15 protein-coding genes (1 of these 15 cut by a window edge) are annotated in these 13738 nt (G+C 70.6%); 8 read left to right on the plus strand and 7 right to left on the minus strand.

The window, feature by feature from the left end:
- On the minus strand, positions 1-346 hold the 5' portion of the coding sequence (locus PGN25_08020) for a DUF2244 domain-containing protein (GenBank protein ID MEH3117533.1). Its footprint begins 176 nt before the window's first position; the window shows 346 of its 522 coding nt (coding positions 1-346); the start codon lies at positions 344-346; the stop codon falls past the left edge of the window.
- Positions 347-477: 131 nt separating this feature from the next.
- On the opposite strand from PGN25_08020, the gene nth reads away from it, so the two are divergent.
- Positions 478-1179, plus strand: a complete 702-nt coding sequence (gene nth, locus PGN25_08025; protein ID MEH3117534.1) for an endonuclease III — start codon at positions 478-480, stop codon at positions 1177-1179.
- Between the two features lie 191 nt (positions 1180-1370).
- The gene (locus PGN25_08030; protein ID MEH3117535.1) at positions 1371-2165 is read left to right on the plus strand and encodes a phosphoribosylaminoimidazolesuccinocarboxamide synthase; all 795 of its coding nucleotides are present in this window, start codon (positions 1371-1373) and stop codon (positions 2163-2165) included.
- Between the two features lie 11 nt (positions 2166-2176).
- On the opposite strand, the gene PGN25_08035 is transcribed toward PGN25_08030, so the two are convergent.
- Genes PGN25_08035 through PGN25_08050 form a run of 4 tightly spaced genes read right to left on the minus strand, consistent with a single transcriptional unit; the run spans position 2177 to position 7117 of the window.
- Complete coding sequence (locus PGN25_08035) at positions 2177-3823, minus strand: glycosyltransferase (protein ID MEH3117536.1); 1647 nt, start codon at positions 3821-3823, stop codon at positions 2177-2179.
- Complete coding sequence (locus PGN25_08040) at positions 3820-5865, minus strand: glycosyltransferase (GenBank protein MEH3117537.1); 2046 nt, start codon at positions 5863-5865, stop codon at positions 3820-3822. Before PGN25_08040 ends, PGN25_08035 begins: the two co-directional genes overlap by 4 nt.
- A gap of 18 nt (positions 5866-5883) precedes the next feature.
- Positions 5884-6531, minus strand: coding sequence for a hypothetical protein (locus PGN25_08045; protein MEH3117538.1), 648 nt, complete (start codon positions 6529-6531; stop codon positions 5884-5886).
- A 43-nt stretch (positions 6532-6574) separates the two neighbouring features.
- The gene (locus tag PGN25_08050) at positions 6575-7117 is read right to left on the minus strand and encodes an invasion associated locus B family protein (protein ID MEH3117539.1); all 543 of its coding nucleotides are present in this window, start codon (positions 7115-7117) and stop codon (positions 6575-6577) included.
- 226 nt (positions 7118-7343) lie between these two features.
- Here PGN25_08050 and PGN25_08055 point away from each other — a divergent pair, with 226 nt between their 5' ends.
- Positions 7344-7763: a hypothetical protein gene (locus tag PGN25_08055; protein MEH3117540.1), complete on the plus strand. Its 420-nt coding sequence runs from the start codon at positions 7344-7346 to the stop codon at positions 7761-7763.
- A 142-nt stretch (positions 7764-7905) separates the two neighbouring features.
- Here PGN25_08055 and PGN25_08060 read toward each other — a convergent pair whose 3' ends face one another.
- Positions 7906-8631: a SprT family zinc-dependent metalloprotease gene (locus PGN25_08060; protein MEH3117541.1), complete on the minus strand. Its 726-nt coding sequence runs from the start codon at positions 8629-8631 to the stop codon at positions 7906-7908.
- 73 nt (positions 8632-8704) lie between these two features.
- Entirely contained in the window at positions 8705-9955 is a 1251-nt protein-coding gene (gene phaZ / locus PGN25_08065) for a polyhydroxyalkanoate depolymerase (GenBank protein ID MEH3117542.1), read from the minus strand.
- A gap of 146 nt (positions 9956-10101) precedes the next feature.
- Here phaZ and PGN25_08070 point away from each other — a divergent pair, with 146 nt between their 5' ends.
- The 5 genes from PGN25_08070 (at position 10102) to purQ (ending at position 13724) form a co-directional block, all read left to right on the plus strand.
- On the plus strand, positions 10102-11496 hold the full coding sequence (locus PGN25_08070; protein MEH3117543.1) for an ActS/PrrB/RegB family redox-sensitive histidine kinase: 1395 nt from the start codon (positions 10102-10104) through the stop codon (positions 11494-11496).
- A gap of 36 nt (positions 11497-11532) precedes the next feature.
- The gene (locus tag PGN25_08075; GenBank protein ID MEH3117544.1) at positions 11533-12135 is read left to right on the plus strand and encodes an ActR/PrrA/RegA family redox response regulator transcription factor; all 603 of its coding nucleotides are present in this window, start codon (positions 11533-11535) and stop codon (positions 12133-12135) included.
- A gap of 250 nt (positions 12136-12385) precedes the next feature.
- Positions 12386-12610: a hypothetical protein gene (locus tag PGN25_08080; protein ID MEH3117545.1), complete on the plus strand. Its 225-nt coding sequence runs from the start codon at positions 12386-12388 to the stop codon at positions 12608-12610.
- Positions 12611-12804: 194 nt separating this feature from the next.
- Positions 12805-13044 carry a phosphoribosylformylglycinamidine synthase subunit PurS gene (gene purS, locus PGN25_08085; protein ID MEH3117546.1) on the plus strand — a complete coding sequence of 80 codons (240 nt, stop codon included), beginning with the start codon at positions 12805-12807 and terminating at the stop codon, positions 13042-13044.
- A complete protein-coding gene (gene purQ / locus PGN25_08090) occupies positions 13044-13724 on the plus strand; it encodes a phosphoribosylformylglycinamidine synthase subunit PurQ (protein ID MEH3117547.1) in 681 nt (226 codons plus the stop codon). Before purS ends, purQ begins: the two co-directional genes overlap by 1 nt.
- The last annotated feature ends 14 nt before the right edge of the window (positions 13725-13738 follow it).

Here is a 13738-nt window from a genome sequence, read left to right on the forward strand (position 1 = left end):
TGAAGCGCCATTCGCGACGCACGCCGCGTGGATCGATGCGGGCGAGAAAGACCTCCAGCGGCGAGATCGCGACTTCCTCGAAGGACCTGCCCCGCCGAAAACTGACCTTCAGCGCCACGTAGAGCGCCAGCATGTCGAGGCCGAAGAAGCCGGCGATCGGCCAGAAGCCGGCGCGCCAGCAGGCGATCGAGGTGACGAAGGATACGAGGCAGCACAGCCCCATGACGATCCGGAAGCCGTCCCGGCTGAGGGATTGGTGCGGACGGATCACCGCCGAATAGACCGGCCGATCCATCGTCGCGGGGTCGAGCCCGTCCGGATGCGCAGGATGATTGCCGCTCGTCATGGACGGAATATAACGCGCCCATGCCCGTGAAGAAGCCGTCCTCCCGCAGCCCCGCCGTCGCGGCGGGCAAAACAATGCCGGCCAAATCCGCAAAGGTCGGAGCGAAGCCGGCCAAGCCGCGGGCCAAGCCGATGCCAGGGCTCGCGGCGAGCGTCGAAACCTCGCCGGAACCCGTCGACGACGCGACCCTGGCGACGATTTTTTCGCGACTGCGTGAGGCCGCCCCGGAGCCGCGCTCGGAACTCGACTACATCAACCCGTACACGCTGCTTGTGGCGGTCGTGCTCTCGGCGCAGGCGACCGACAGGAGCGTGAACCTCGCCACCGCCCCCCTCTTCGCCATTGCCGACACACCGCAGAAGATGCTGGATCTCGGCGAGGAGCGGGTGCGCCATTTCATCCGCACCATCGGCCTGTTCAACACCAAGGCGAAGAACGTCATCGCGCTCTCGCAGATCCTGGTGGAGCGACACGGGGGCGCGGTGCCGCGGGAGGCCGCGGCGCTCGAAGTGCTGCCGGGCGTCGGCAAGAAGACCGCGAGCGTCGTGCTCAACGTCGCCTTCGGGGTCCCTCGGATTGCGGTCGATACCCACATCTTCCGCGTCTCGAATCGGATCCCGCTCTTCGTCGCGCCGACGACCGACAAGGTGCAGGCGGGGCTGGAAGCCCGGGTGCCCGAGCCGTTTCGGCTCAACGCGCATCACTGGCTGATCCTGCACGGGCGCTACACCTGCAAGGCGCGCCGGCCCGAATGCCCGCGCTGCGTCATCGCCGATCTCTGCCGCTCCCCATCGAAGACGACGGCGCTCGCCCCCATATCGGCGGTGGATTAGCCGGAGACCTGCGTCCGTGTGAACGAAGCGGTGCAGCGCCAACGCGTTGTGCTGCAAACCTCGTTCCGGTAGATTGATGCCATGGCAGCCGGGAATGGCTCTCAGGGGCACATCCCGGCCGCCCGCCCGCCAGACGGGTCGCCGCGCCGCGGATTTCGCTCACGTGCCAGTTCCGAAGGAGCCACGGCCCCATGGACTTCCTCAAACCACGGTACACGCCTATGAACCGCCGCCGTCGCATCTACGAGGGCAAGGCGAAGGTCCTCTACGAGGGACCGGAGCCGGGGACGCTCATCCAGCACTTCAAGGACGACGCGACCGCCTTCAACGCGAAGAAGCACGAAGTGATCGACGGCAAGGGCGTGCTGAACAACCGCATCTCCGAGTTCGTCTTCCAGCACCTCAACGACATCGGCGTGCCGACGCACTTCATCCGCCGACTCAACATGCGCGAGCAGTTGATCCGCGAGGTCGAGATCATCCCGCTCGAAGTGGTGGTGCGCAACGTGGCCGCCGGGTCGCTGGCCCAGCGGCTCGGGCTCGAGGAAGGCACGCAGTTGCCGCGCTCGATCATCGAGTTCTACTACAAGAACGACCAGCTCAACGACCCGATGGTGTCGGAGGAGCACATCACCGCGTTCGGCTGGGCGACCCCCCAGGAGATCGACGACATCATGGCGCTGGCCATCCGCGTCAACGACTTCCTCTCCGGCCTCTTCCTCGGCGTCGGCATCCGGCTCGTCGACTTCAAGATGGAGACCGGGCGCCTGTGGGAAGGCGACCTGATGCGCATCGTCGTCGCCGACGAGATCTCTCCCGATTCCTGCCGGCTGTGGGACATCAAGTCCTCGGACAAGCTCGACAAGGACCGTTTCCGCAAGGATCTCGGCGGCCTGATCGAGGCCTACACGGAAGTCGCCAAGCGCCTCGGCATCATGTCCGAGAACGAGAAGGTCCAGGCCGGCGGGCCGCGCCTGGTGCAGTGAGACTTCCGCGCTCAGCGCGGTGAGGCCGGCTCCAGACCGGTCCAGCCGCGGCGCAGGCGCAGATGGGTCGAGAGATCCGGATCGAAGCCCGGATGATAATGGGGGTCCTGCGCCAGCAGCGGCCCCCATCGCCTTCTCAGCGCCTCCACCTCGGCGCGATGGCGGGCAGCCGCCTCGGTCGAGGGCCGGCGGCTCGCGGATTCGCGGTGATGCAGCACGGCGCCGCCGACGAAGAGCGTTTGCAGGCCGACCGCGTTCAGCCTGAGGCAGAGATCGACGTCGTTGAAGTCGATGCGGAAGGTCGCGGCGTCGAAGCCACCGACCCGTCGGAATTTCCCGGCCTCGACGACGAGGCAGGCGGCGGTGACCGCCGAGACGGCGCGGGTTGCCCGCAGGGCACCGAGATAGCCGAAGGCCTCGCCGGAGAAGTAACGGTGGCCGTGGGTGACGAGCCCGCCGGTGCCGAGCACGATGCCGCCGTGCTGGATGCGGCCCTCGCCGTCGATCAGCCGTGCGCCGACGGCGCCGATCCCGGGGCGCGAAGCCTCGCGGACCATCCGCTCCAGCCAATCCGGTGCCTCGGCCTCGACGTCGTTGTTGACGAAGGCGAGCAGCGTTCCCCGCGCCTCTTCCGCGGCGCGGTTGTTGATCGCGGCGAAATCGAAGGGGCCGGGACAGGGGAGGATCCGTGCAGCCCCCTCGGCTTCCAGGGCGCGGAAATAGGCGAGCGTTTCCGGTTCGCTACTTTCGTTGTCGCAGATCAGGATGTCCTTGGCCGGCCAGTCGGTGCGATGGCGCAGGCTCTCGATGCAGGGCCGGAGCAGGTCGAGGCGGTCGCGGGTCGGGACGATCAGGCTGACGAGGGAACGCGGCTCCGGCAGGGGCCTCCGTACCTCGATCACGCCGTCCGCTCGGATGCGCGCGTGGGTCGTCCCCTCCCCCGCCCGGTCGAGATCGTCGCGCACGGCGTCGAGACGAGCCTGCCGGCTCTCCGCCCGCCCCTCCCCGGAACCGGTGAAGTCCCCGAACGAGAGCAATCGTGGGAGATGGTGCACGGCGCGCGGGCCGAAGCGGTTCGCGATCCGGAAAACGAGGTCGAGCGGCGTCGCGTCGGCGAACGGACCGAGCGCGATCATACGGGCGCGGCGAAACGCGATCACCGGCCCGATGTAATCGACCGCATGCAGGTAGTCCCGGTCGAAGGCCGGCCGCAGGACCGGCAGCCAGCCGCTGCCGGAGGGCGATTTGAACAGGGCATCGCCGTAGAGGGCGTGGCAATCCGGGTCGGCGAAGGCGGCGGCGATGGCGGCGGCCGCACCTTGCGCGATGAACTGGCCCGGCACGGACAGCAGGACGATCGGGCATCCCTGGGGCGCGACACGGATCGCGCCCTGCGGGTCCGGCTCGATCCGCTCGATGCCGGCTGCGGCGAGAGCGGCGGGCGGCTCGTGTCCCGGCAGGCGTGCGGCGGGAACGGCGAGGCGGTGATGGGCCCCGCTCAGGGCGATGAGGCCTTGCGCCGCCCGCAGCCGCCTCCCCGACAGACGGGTCAGCAGAATCGCGCAGGCGCGGGCCGGATGGCGCAGCGCATAGGCGAGGCGTCCGGGCACGGGCTCAACGGCGAAGCGCAGGGCGTCGGGAAGCGCATCGGCGCTCATTCCAGTTCCTCGCCGAAGGTCGTGAGCGAGAGGGCCGGATGGTAGAACGGGTCGTGCCGGATCACGTCGCGCCAGCGCGCGGTGAAGACGGCGGCCTCGCGCTCGAAGCGGTCGCGCGCCGCCCCGACCGGCCGCCCGCGGCTCACCGATTCGAGGTGGGACAGGGGGGCGTGAGGGGTCCACATCGTCTTCCAGCCTCGGACGCCGAGGCGCAGGCAGAAATCGATGTCATTGAAATCGACCGCGAACGCCGTCTCGTCGAACCCGCCGACCGCAAGATACTTCTCCCGCGCCACGGCGAGGCAGGCCGCGGTGACGCCCGAGACTTCGTGGGCGACCCGCAGGCGGTCGAGATGGCCCGGGGTGTCGGCGGGGCGGCGGCGCAGGATGTGGCCGGCCTCGCCGCCGAGCCCCACCACGACGCCCGCGTGCTGCAGCCGTCCGTCGCCGTAGAGCAGCTTGGCCCCGACCGCGCCGACCTCCGGCCGGACCGCCTGCGCGACGAGGGCGTCGAGCCAGTCGGGCCGCAGAACCGCCACGTCGTTGTTGAGCAGAACCAGGATCGCGCCGCGGGCGGTCCGCGCGCCGGCATTGACCATGGCGGAGAAGTTGAAGGGGCGTGGGTCGCTCTCGATGCGCACCCGAGGGTCGGTCCGCAGCCGGTCGTAGAGCGCCGACACCGCCGGCTCGGTCGACCCATTGTCCACGATGATCAGTTCGATGGCGGGATAGGCGGTCTTCGTCAGAACGTCCGCGGTGACCCGTGCGATCAGGTCGAGCCGGTCGCGGGACGGGATGATCACGCTGACGAGCGGCGCCGGCTCGGGACGCGGCCAGAGCAGGTCGAGCACACCGTCGCGCAAGGATGTCCGCGCCGGGGAGCCGGTCGCGCGAAGGTGGCGGTCGAGATGCGGCGCGCGGGCGGATGCGTCGGGCGCGGACGGCGCCCGGCGGCACAGGATGCGCGGAAGATGGGTGACGCGGGCCGCGCCGCAGGCGGCGAGATCGAGGGCAACGGCGAACGCGCGGGCGTCGCCCACCGGTTCAGCGGGCAGGGTCGCGAGCAGCGCGCGCGCGACCAGCGAAGGGGCGCCAACATAGCCGGTCGCGAGAGCGAAGTCGGGGCTCCAGTCCGGCTTCAGGCGCGGCGTCGGCTTTCGCCCCCCCGTCTCCTCGTCGGCATAGATCAGGTCGAATGCTTCAGCGCCGAATGCGCGCGCGAGCAGGGTCAGGGCCTCGGGTGCGAGCACGTCGTCGGGGCGCAGCAGGCCGAACAGCTCGGCCTCGCCGCAGAGGTCGTGCATCGTCGCGGACGGATTCCAGGCGGCGGAGGCGACGCGCGGATCGGTGCCGCTCGGCTTCGGCGGATCGCCGTCCGTCCAGGCGACGAGGAGCGACCAGTTGCGGTGACTCTGCTTCCGCAGGGCGGCCACGCTGCGGGCCACGGCATCGGCCCGCATCGGCGAAGCGGTCAGGACGAGCCGGATCGGCACCTCGGATCCCGATCCCGCCGACAGGGCCGAACGCAGACGCGCCGCCTTCCAGGCCGGATAGCGGCCGAGCGGCGTCACGGCGCAGGCGCCGCGCAGGCTGTCGCGCCAGCGGCGCTGATCGCGGAGCGCACGGGCGCGCACGGCCGCCGCGGCCCGCCCCGGCCGCTTCAGCAGGGCTTCGACGAAGACGCTCGCGCTGCCGCGCAGGCCGACACGCTCCAGCACGAAGTCCGGCTCGGCGGCGATCTCGATCCCCTCGCAATCCGGCGGCAGGTAGCCGAGCCAGCGGGCGACGCCGAGCGCCACGCCCGGCAGCACGAAGGTGTCCGGCCGCCCGGCGGCGCGCAGCAGGCGCAGCAGCGGGCGCTGTGGCCGGGCCCGCGCCGGCAGCGTGTAGGTCAGGACGATCCAGACGCCGCGGGGGACGCCCGGCAGCACGAGACGACGGTCGAACAGCGGGTCGTCGGCGGGTGCGAGGGAGAACGGGGTTGGCCGGCCCCGCCATGGATCAGGCGTGGCGATGCCGTCCTCCGGCACGTTCGGAGCCATGCTGCCGGGGCGGTCGCATCATTGACCGGCCGCGGCCCCGCCGAGCTCCGGCGCGGCGGCCGGCGCGGGCTTGCGGCGGCGCGCGGCCGGCTTCGCCCGGCCGGCCGCACCGACCAGGCTCACCTCGATGTCGTAATCCGTCGCCTTGTCGGCGGGCACGCCGAGGTCGTTCTCGATCATCGTGGCCTCGCCCTGCGCGGCGCCCACGGGGACCGTCACGGCGACCCGGTGACTGCGGGTCATCACGGTCTGCTCGTTGGATTTGATGGTGACCGTCACCGGGGCGTCGAAGCGCCCGGCCGCCCCGGCCGGTCCGAGCAGCGCGCGCAGTTCGACGCCCACCCGCACCGCGACCGAGCCGTCGGGTCGTGCCTTGCACTCCCGGCTGAGGCGGCTGAACACGATCTGATGGCGCAGGCGGGTGTTGTCGCCCGCCGTCCCGGCGAAGGCCTGGACCGCGGCGCCCCCGTCCGGCACGAAGACCGGCGGGCAATAGGCATCGTCCGGATCCTGCGCCCGCGGCGCGGTGACCGAGGAGGCGCCTCCCTCGCCGCCGCCGAACATGTTCTTGAAGAAGCTGCCCGATTCGGCCCGCGCGGGATCGGAGCAAGCGAGACCGGAGCATGCGAGCACAAGCCCGCCGAGGATCTTCCACGCCCTGCGCATCGCCCTGCGGTTCCCCTTGCCGTTTGCTGCCGCGCCGAAGTTCCTACTTCAGCGTGTCGAAGCCGGGGCCGAAGCCCTTCATCGAGACCGGGACGCCGACGCCCTCCTCCGGCGTCTGGAAGATGATGAAGGTCGCCTGCGCCCCGTTGCGCAGCGATTTGATCAGGCCGTCGTCCATCACGACCTCGGCGACGCAGCCCGTGCTCAGGCAGCGCACGAAGCTGGCGCGGCCGATGTCGGTCTGGTCGATCTTGAGGCCGAGGCCGGAGGGCAGCAGCACGCCGAGCGGCGCCACCACGCGCAGCAGGTAGCCGCGGTTGTCGGCGGTCTTCAGCACGATGACGACGAGGTTGAGGTTCGGCCGGTCCTCCGCCGCCACGTACTGCACCAGGGCGCATTGCTCGGATTTGGCGCCGGCCGGCGTCTCGCAGCGCAACTGCCAATCGTCGAAGGTCTTGCGCACGGTGCCCTGGGCCTGCGCCGCGCCGCCCCCGGCCAGAACCGCCGCGGCGGCCAGGGATGCCAGCGCGAGGCCGCAGCCGGCACCGGAGCAGCGCGCCCGAACCACGCCCGCAAACAGACTCATACGAACTCCGATCGATCGCTTCGTGATGCGGCGTCCGGCCCCGGCGGACCGCCACCGCGCCGACGCGGAGGAGCGCCGCGCAGGCTCGGGCGTTCGGACCATGCAGGTCACCCGGTGTCAAGCAATCGCGGCGAGGGTGTGTCGGGTCATGGGGCGAAGCGGCTACCCCTGCGCGCCCGGCTGCCCTAGAGTAAGGCCAAGCTGTCCATCATCCGAGGAACCCGCCATGCGCCGCCTCGCCTCCTCCTTCGCCCTCGCGATGCTTCTCGTCGCGGCGGGTTGCGGGGGCGCCTCCGCCCTGTCCCTCCCCTTCGAGGAGTCGGACTACCTGCCGCCCGAGGCGACGACGACCTATGTCGAGCGCTCCCTCAACCATCAGGCGCCGCTCACCATCGAGCACCCGCCGGTGGAGCGGAACCCGCGCGGACGCCGCCGCGGCGACGCTGCGGCCATCGCCGGCTTCTGCCGGGACGGCGGCACGGTTCTGCGCCGCGACGAGATGGGCCGCCCGACCTACCTGCGCCAGCGCGAAGTCTGCGACAACGTCGCCCCCCGCACCCTGTGGCCGGGCCACGTCGAGCCGCGCCCGGCCTGGCCGGCGGAGCGGGCCGGCGTCCGCAGCCGGGCGATCGTGACGAAGTACTGAGCGGGGACGGTGCGGCGACCGGCCGAGCAGCGCCGCTGGCGAAGATTTCGTTCCCCATCCGGGAGTGGGGCCGCCGGAGGCAACACCGTGCCGCCGTGCGAGGCCGGTCCCGCCGGCCCCGAGGCGCTGCGCCCGAGTCTGATCAGCCGTAGCGGTGCAGCGTCGAGCCGTGCCGCTTCAGCCAGCGCTCCGCCTCGTCGACGTTGGGGCAGAGGTCGTTGGCGAGCGCCCAGAAGCGGGGGGAATGGTTCATCTCCCGCAGATGCGCCATCTCGTGGGCGACGAGATAGTCGAGCACCACCGGCGGCGCCAGGATCAGGCGCCAGGAGAAGTTCAGCTCGCCCCGGGCCGTGCAGGAACCCCATCGGCTGCGGGTGTCGCGCAGGGTCACCCGCGCCGGCCGCTGCCCGAGCCGCGCCGCGTAGACGGCCACCGCCTGCGACAGGTCGCGCCGCGCCTCCCGCATCAGGAACTCGCGGACGCGCCGGGGCATGTGGGTCGTCTCGCCGGGCACCGCGAGGGTGGCGCTCGCCGGGTCCGCCTCGGCGGTGCCGCGGCCCTCGCGCGGCACGATCCGGTGCGGCACGCCCCGCAGCGGGACGACCGAGCCGGCGGTGAACGGCACTCGCTCCGGCAGCTTGGCGAGGCGGCCGGCGATCCAGCCGCCGTGGCTCTGCGCGAATTTCTGGGCCGTGGCCAGGGACGAGCGGGTCGGCAGGGTGAGCACCACCGCGCCGGTCGCGTTCGACACCCGCAGGGTCAGCCGGCGCGCGGTCGGCCGCCGCAGGACGGCGACGCGGAACGTCCGGCCCTCGTGGGCGATCTCGATGTGATCCGGATCCGGCCGTCGCAGCAGGGCGCGCGTCATGGCGGCCAGCCTAGCCGCAGCCGGCCGGCTCAGCCATCCCGGCAGCCCGTCCATCACCGGAAATCCGCTGGCATCAGCCTCGGGCGCCCTCCTCCATCTCCCGCACGAAGCGGGCGATGCGCGGCGCGATGACGGAGCGGAAACGCGAGCCGTTGAACACGCCGTAATGACCGACCTTCTCCTGAAGGTGGTAGGCCTTGCGGGCGTCGGGCAGGTTGGGCGTCAGGTCGAGGGCGGCCTTGGTCTGGCCGACACCGGAGATGTCGTCGTTCTCGCCCTCGACGGCGAGGATGGCGCAGCGCCGGATCGCACCGAGATCGACGGGCCGCCCCGCGTGGCGCATGCGGCCCCGCGGCAGGTCGTGGTCGACGAACACCGTCTGCACGGTCTGAAGGTAGAACTCCGCCGTCAGGTCCATCACGGCGAGGTACTCGTCGTAGAAGTCGCGGTGCTTCTCCGCCGAGTCGCCATCCCCGGTGACGAGGTGGTGGAACATGTCGGTGTGGGCGGTGACGTGCCGGTCGAGATTCATCGCCATGAACCCGGACAGTTGCAGGAAGCCCGGATAGACCCGGCGCATCCCCCCCGGATACATCGGCGGCACCACGGTGATGCAGTTCTTCTCGAACCAGCCCATGCCGCGCTCCTGCGCGAGGCAGTTCACCGCGGTCGGCGAGCGACGGGTATCGATCGGCCCGCCCATCAGGGTCATCGACACCGGCACCGCCCCCGAGCCCTCCGCCTCCATCCGGGCGACGGCCGCGATCACCGGCACGGCGGGCTGGCACACCGCCATGACGTGCAGGTCCGGCCCGAGGTCGCGGAACATCGCCTGCAGGTCGTCGATATAGGTGTCGAGGTCGAAGCGGCCGTCCAGCAGCGGCACCATCCGCGCGTCGGACCAGTCCGTGATGAAGACCCGGTGGTCGGGCAGCATCGCCTCGACGGTGCCGCGCAGGAGCGTCGCGTAATGGCCCGACATCGGCGCCACGATCAGGAGCTTGGGCTGCGGCTCGGCCGGCCCGCGGTGGAACGCCCGGTCGAAGGCGACGACGCGGCAGAAGGGGCGCCGCCAGACGATCCGCTCGGTGACCGGCACCGGTTGGCCGTCGATCACCGTGGTGGGCAGGTCGAAGGCCGGCTTGCCGTAGCGGCGGGTCACCCGCTCGAACATCTGGAGCGCGGCCGCCGTCGAGCGGGCATAGGGGCCGTAGGCGAGCGGATTGCCCGGATTCTCCAGGCTGTGCCGGGCCGCGTCCGCCGCGAGCCGGGCCGGTGTCAGCATCGCGCGCGCGGCCTCGTACCAGACATACGCCAGATCCATATCGGCACTCTCCGAGCCTGTTTCCGCCCAGCCGGCTCTAACGGATGTTGGCGGCGACGGATTGCGTCAAGTGCGGGGATCGAGACGGAATGTAATCGAGACCGCCCGATGGACGTCCTGCGGCCCGGCCCTATCGTAGCCGCACGATGATGGAAGCGGCCCACGAAACCCTGACGCCGACGGGCCGCCACCTGCGGCTCGACACCTTCGTGCGCCTGCGCTGGCTGGCGCTCACCGGCCAGAGCGCGGCGGTCGTCGGCGCCCAGTTCGGGCTTGGCCTGAACCTGCCCTTCGGCTGGTGCTTCCTCGTCATCGCCGCCTCGTGCTGGCTGAATCTCGGCCTGCGCATCCGCTTCCCGGCGAGCTACCGCCTGAGCGACGATTCGGCGGCGCTGCTGCTCGGGTTCGACATCATCCAGCTCGCCGGCCTGCTGTTCCTGACCGGCGGCCTGCAGAACCCGTTCTCGCTGCTGTTCCTCGCCCCCGTCTTGATCTCGGCCACCGCACTGCCGCCGGAGCGCACGCTGGCGCTCGGCCTGCTGGCGGTGGGCCTCGCGACCCTGCTCGCCCTGGTCCACCGCCCCCTGCCGTGGTTCGCCGACGGGCGGATCGAGCTGCCCTTCCTCTACGTCTCGGGCGTGTGGACCGCGATCCTGCTCGGCACCGCGTTCACCGGTGTCTACGCATGGCGGGTGGCGGAAGAAACGCGCCAGCTCGCCCGGGCCCTGGCGGCGACCGAACTCGTGCTCGCCCGCGAGCAGCACCTGTCGCAGCTCGACGGGCTCGCGGCGGCGGCGGCCCACGAACTCGGCACGCCGCTCGGCACGATCATGGTCGTCGCCAAGGAGCTGGATCGGCAGCTCGGCCCTACCGCCTCGCCGGCGATCGCCGAGGATCTCGGCCTCCTGCGGGATCAGGTCGATCGCTGCCGCGGCATCCTCTCGAAGCTCACGTCCATGGGCGAGGAGACCGAGGAGGGCGAGGGCTTCCTCCAGACCGTCACCTTCGGCCACCTGATCGAGGAATTGGTGGCGCCTCAGCGGGCCCTGGGGATCGCCGTCGCGGTGTCGAAGCAGGGTGAGGGCCCGGAGCCGGTCTGCCGCCGCAATCCGGGCGTGATGTTCGGGCTCGCCAACATCCTCGACAACGCGGTCGACTTCGCCGAGGCGAAGGTCGCGGTCGAGGCGCGCTGGAGCGCCGAGCGGGTCTCGCTGTCGATCCGCGACGACGGGCCGGGTTTCCCGAGCGACGTGCTGCTGCGCGCCGGCGAGCCCTACGTCACGACCCGCGGCCGGGACCGCTCGCGGGGCAGCGACGAGGCGGGCGGCGGCCTCGGGCTCGGACTGTTCATCGCCAAGACGCTGATCGAGCGCTCCGGGGCGCAACTCCTGCTGTCGAACAGCACCGAGGCCGGGCAGCGCGGGGCACTGGTCCGGGTGAGCTGGGCGCGTCACATTTTCGAGAGGGAGGCGATCGCGCCCCATCGCGTTGCGCACAATTCTCTGCGACCCCTGACGGAGCGCGATGCCGCACCCATATAATGCACACGGATGACACGAACCGACGAGGAGCGCCGCATGCTGACGCAGAGTGGGACGACGGTGCCGGGCTCGGACACCGCCTTTCTTTCCGATGCCGATCCCCTGGCTGCCTTCAGCGATCGCAGCCTGCTGATCGTCGACGACGACAAGCCGTTCTCGACCCGCCTCGCCCGGGCGATGGAGACGCGCGGCTACGAGGTTCACGTGGCCGAGAGCGTCAGCGAGGGCGTCGCGGCCGTGGAGGCCAAGGCGCCGGCCTTCGCCGTGATCGACATGCGGCTCGGCGACGGCAACGGACTCGACGTGATCGCTCGCCTGAAGGAGCGCCGGCCCGAGGCTCGCGGCGTGATCCTGACCGGCTACGGCAACATCGCCACCGCGGTCACGGCGGTGAAGCTCGGCGCCTTCGACTACCTCGCCAAGCCGGCGGATGCCGACGAGATCCACGGCACGCTGATGGCGCAACCGGGCGAGCGGGCCGACCCGCCCGAGAACCCGATGTCCGCCGACCGTGTGCGCTGGGAGCATATCCAGCGCGTCTACGAGCTGTGCGGGCGCAACGTCTCCGAGACCGCCCGCCGCCTCAACATGCACCGCCGGACGCTTCAGCGCATCCTCGCCAAGCGGGCTCCGCGCTGAGCGCGATTCGGACCGTGGGGCTCAAGGTCGGCGAACCGCTTCGCCGACCTTTTATCATGCAAAGCCCGAATGGGCTGCATGTCGCCGAAGATGATCCAACTTCAGCGATCAAAGCAACCTCATCGAACAGACCAACCCGAATCGTCCACTCTTGTGAACCGGATGATGGGGCCTGCCGTGCTTCGAGCGGTTGCATGGGACGCCACCCTCGGGCTAGTTCAGCCGCGAGGGGTGTAAAAGGCTTGGGCGTATGCGGAACCTCGTCACGATACTCGGCCTGATGGTGCTGGTCGGCACGGAAGTGTTCGCGGCGGCCATTGCCGCCGGCTGGGCCCTCGCGGGCCTGCTCGATCTCGGCGACCGCGTCGGGCATGTGCTGATGGGGCTGTTCAGCCTCGTCGCCGCCTGGATCATGCTTCAACTCTGGCGCCGCGCCACCGAGGCGGAACCGATCGGCTCGGCCCGGCACCGGTAAAAAATCGTCCCATCCGATGATGTGTTCTCACGAATCCGCGATAAACGTCATCCATCGGCGGGTCGCATGCCGCTGACGTCCGGGCGGCACCGCTGTGTCCGGGCTCCCTGTACGGAATCGAGAGCGGATCTCTTCTGTTTCGGCATCGCTGCCAGGTCGATGCATCCGTCCGCCCTCCTGAACGAGTGCTTGTCATGAAAGCCCGCATCGTCGTCACCTTGAAGACCGGCGTCCTCGATCCGCAGGGGAAGGCGATCGAGGCGGCTCTGAAGTCGTTCGGGATCCAGGAGATTTCGGGCGTGCGCCAGGGCAAGGTGTTCGATCTGGAGATCGCCTCCGAGGATCGCGAACAGGCCGAGGCGACGCTGAAGGCGGCCTGCGAGAAGCTGCTCGCGAACATCGTGGTCGAGAACTACACCGTCGAGATCGCCTGATGCGCGCCGCCGTCGTCGTCTTCCCAGGCTCGAATCGCGACGGCGACGTGGCCCGTGCACTTCGCCGCTCGGGCGCGGAGGTCGTCAGCGTCTGGCACGCCGATACCGAGCTGCCCGCCGGCACCGACCTCGCCGTGGTGCCGGGCGGCTTCTCCTACGGAGATTACCTGCGCTGCGGCGCCATTGCCGGCCGTGCCGCCGCGATGGACGCGGTGCGGGCGCATGCCGCGCGGGGCGGTCTCGTGCTCGGCATCTGCAACGGCTTCCAGATCCTGTGCGAATCGGGCCTGCTGCCCGGCGTGCTGATGCGCAACGTGAACCGCCGCTTCATCTGCCACCGGCAGTTCCTGCGGGTCGAGCGCGCCGACACCCGCTTCACCTCGGCCTACGCCGAGGGGCAGGTCATCGACGTCTGCGTGGCGCATGGCGAGGGCAACTACTTCGCCGATTCCGACACGGTCGCCCGGCTGGAGGCTGAGGGCCGGGTGGCCTTCCGCTACTGCGATGCCGACGGCGCCCTGACCGAGGACGCCAACCGCAACGGCTCGCTCAATTCCATCGCCGGGATCTATTCCGAGCGGCGCAACGTGCTCGGCATGATGCCGCACCCGGAGAACTTCGTGGACGGGCTCGCCGGCGGCACCGACGGCAAGGGCCTGTTTGACAGTCTTGCCGCTTGATCGACAAGCGGCAA

It is taken from the genome of Methylorubrum populi, from assembly GCA_036946625.1.
Lineage (GTDB): Bacteria > Pseudomonadota > Alphaproteobacteria > Rhizobiales > Beijerinckiaceae > Methylobacterium > Methylobacterium populi_C.